Annotated in this window: 1 protein-coding gene and 1 pseudogene; both read left to right on the plus strand. The window is 67.4% G+C overall.

The genetic code is table 11. From position 1 onward, the window contains the following. Positions 1 to 358: 358 nt before the first annotated feature. Positions 359 to 2,815: a transglycosylase/D,D-transpeptidase PonA2 gene (gene ponA2, locus WA944_RS02770; RefSeq protein WP_526368336.1), complete on the plus strand. Its 2,457-nt coding sequence runs from the start codon at positions 359 to 361 to the stop codon at positions 2,813 to 2,815. Positions 2,816 to 2,880: 65 nt separating this feature from the next. Beyond that, positions 2,881 to 3,110: pseudogene (locus tag WA944_RS02775) on the plus strand (metallophosphoesterase); the annotation flags it as partial.

The raw sequence follows: 3,110 nt of genomic DNA on the forward strand, positions 1-3,110 counted from the left end.
AATGGACTGGCCGGTCGGATTCACGGTGGTCTTGCGAGCGGCGGGCTTGGTACCTAACACCTGCGATCCCCTTCGTTCTGGCCGCGCCCCGACAACGCAGACGACTTCCTAAACCGGCGTCGATCGCAAGTGCGATCTGCGCCACACCGCGACGAGCAGGTGTGACCTGCATCGCACTGTCTGCTCAACTTAGGTGGTCAGGGGCGTTCTGCGCAATACGTTCGTGACCACTTTTTTGGGACGACCGTGCCGTCAGGCCGGTACAGTGCCGGACCTCGGCTTTCGACACCGGCGGCGCTGCATTCGTCTCGGTCGCTCGATGGATTCCGGGCCCGGATTCGTCGCTACTCTGTAACCCATGCCGGAGGACCACCCGACTCGACCGCCAGTTGCGGTCACGATCATCAAGCTCGCCTGGTGTTGCCTACTGGCCAGCGTGGTAGCCGCCGCACTGATGTTCCCGGCCGTCGGCGGGTTCGGGCTGATGTCCAATCGCGCCTCCGACGTCGTGGCCAACGGATCGGCCCAGCTCGTCGAGGGTGAGGTGCCTCAGGTGTCGACGATGGTCGACGCCAAGGGCAATGTCATCGCGTGGCTGTACACCCAGCGACGTTTCGAGGTGTCCAGCGATGAGATCGCCAACGCGATGAAGCTGGCGATCGTGTCGATCGAGGACAAGCGGTTCGCCGATCACAACGGCGTGGACTGGCAGGGCACCTTGACGGGGCTTTCCGGATATCTGTCGGGCAATCTCGACACCCGCGGCGGTTCGACGATCGAGCAGCAGTACGTGAAGAACTACCAGCTGTTGGTGGTCGCCCAGACCGACGCCGAGAAGCGAGCGGCGGTCGAGACCACCCCGGCACGCAAGCTGCGCGAGATCCGGATGGCGCTGACGCTGGACAAGACGTTCACCAAGCCGGAGATCCTGACCCGCTATCTGAACCTGGTGTCCTTCGGCAACGGCGCGTTCGGGGTGCAGGACGCCGCCCAGACCTACTTCGGCATCAACGCCTCGGAACTGAACTGGCAGCAGGCCGCACTGCTGGCCGGCATGGTCCAGTCCACCAGCACCCTGAATCCCTACACCAACCCCGACGGCGCGCTGGCGCGCCGCAACGTGGTGCTCGACACGATGATCGAGAACCTGCCCGAATACGCCGATGAGCTGCGGGAAGCCAGCCAGCAGCCGCTGGGGATACTGCCGCAGCCCCAGGAACTGCCCCGGGGCTGCATCGCGGCCGGAGACCGGGCGTTCTTCTGCGACTACGCGCTGGAGTACCTGGCGCGCGCCGGCATCAGCAAGGATCAGGTCGCCAAGGGCGGTTATCTGATCAGGACGACCCTGGACCCCGACGTGCAGGCCTCGGTGAAGTCCGCGATCAACGAGTTCGCCAGCCCCGACCTCGACGGTGTCGCCAGCGTGATGAGCGTGGTCCGGCCGGGCAAGGAGTCCCACCCGGTGCTCGCGATGGCGAGCAACCGCACCTACGGCCTGAACCTCGACGCCGGCGAGACGATGCAGCCACAGCCGTTCTCGCTGGCCGGTAATGGCGCGGGTTCGGTGTTCAAGATCTTCACCACGGCCGCCGCCATGGAGATGGGCATGGGCATCAACGCCCAGTTGGACGCCCCGTCCCGGTTCGAGGCCAAGGGTCTGGGCAGCGGTGGAGCGCGCGGCTGCCCGCCGGCCACGTGGTGCGTGCAGAACGCCGGCAACTACCGGGGGTCGATGAACGTCACCGACGCGCTCGCGACGTCGCCGAATACCGCCTTCGCCAAGCTGATCGCGCAGGTCGGGGTGCAGCGCGCCGTCGACATGGCGGTGCGGCTGGGGTTGCGGTCCTACGCGCTGCCGGGCACCGCCCGGGACTACGACCCGGACAGCAACGAAAGCCTCGCCGACTTCGTCAAGCGCCAGAATCTGGGTTCGTTCACGCTGGGGCCGATCGAGGTGGATGCGTTGGAGTTGTCCAACGTGGCGGCGACGCTCGCCTCCGGTGGCACGTGGTGCCCGCCGAACCCGATCGAGCAGGTCGTCGACCGCAACGGCGAAGAGGTCTCGGTGACCACCGAGACCTGCGAGCAAGCAGTTCCCGAAGGCCTCGCCAACACTCTGGCGGTCGCGATGAGCAAGGACGACACCGGTGCGGGCACCGCGGCCGGCGCCGCGGGATCGGCCGGCTGGACCCTGCCGGTGTCCGGCAAGACCGGCACCACCGAAGCCAACAGGTCATCGGCATTCCTCGGGTTCACCAACCAGCTCGCCGCGGCCAGCTACATCTACGACGACTCCACCAATCCCAGCGAGTTGTGCTCGTTCCCGTTGCGGCAGTGCGGCAGCGGCAATCTGTTCGGCGGAAACGAGCCGGCCCGCACGTGGTTCACCGCGATGTTGCCGATCGCGACCAACTTCGGCGAGGTCACGCTGCCCCCGACCGACCCCCGCTACGTCGACGGCGCTCCCGGCTCGCGGGTGCCCAGCGTCGCCGGGATGAACCAGAGCACCGCACGGCAGCGGCTGCGTGACGCCGGGTTCCAGGTCGCCGATCAATCGACGCCGGTCAACAGCACCTCGCCGTACGGCTCGGTCGTCGGGACATCCCCGAACGGGCAGACGGTTCCGGGGTCGATCGTGACGATCCAGACCTCCAACGGCGTCGCGCCGGCACCACCGCCGCCACCGCCGGGCGCACCGCCACCGGGTGGTCCACCACCTCCAGTGGGGCAGACGGTCATCGAGATACCGGGCTTGCCGCCCATCACGGTGCCGGTACTGGGTCCCCCGCCGCCTCCGCCGCCTCCACCGGGGTAGCACCGACAATGCTGACGGCCGGGCGACGGTGGGTGACGTCCGGCCGGTGGCAGTAGGCTGCGGGTATGGCTGCTGTGCCCTCTGGTTCACCCGGGTCCATCCTCAAGACCACCGCCGCCGCCTCCATCGGCACCCTCGCGGCGGGTATCGGTTACGCCTCGTTGATCGAGCGCAACGCATTCGTCGTGCGTGAGGCGACGATGCCGGTGCTCTCACCGGGATCGTCGCCGTTGAAGGTCCTGCACATCAGTGACATCCACATGCGGCCGAGTCAGCGGCGCAAGCAGGCGTGGCT

Origin of the sequence: Mycobacterium sp. (assembly GCF_049683355.1) — a bacterium.
GTDB lineage: Bacteria > Actinomycetota > Actinomycetes > Mycobacteriales > Mycobacteriaceae > Mycobacterium.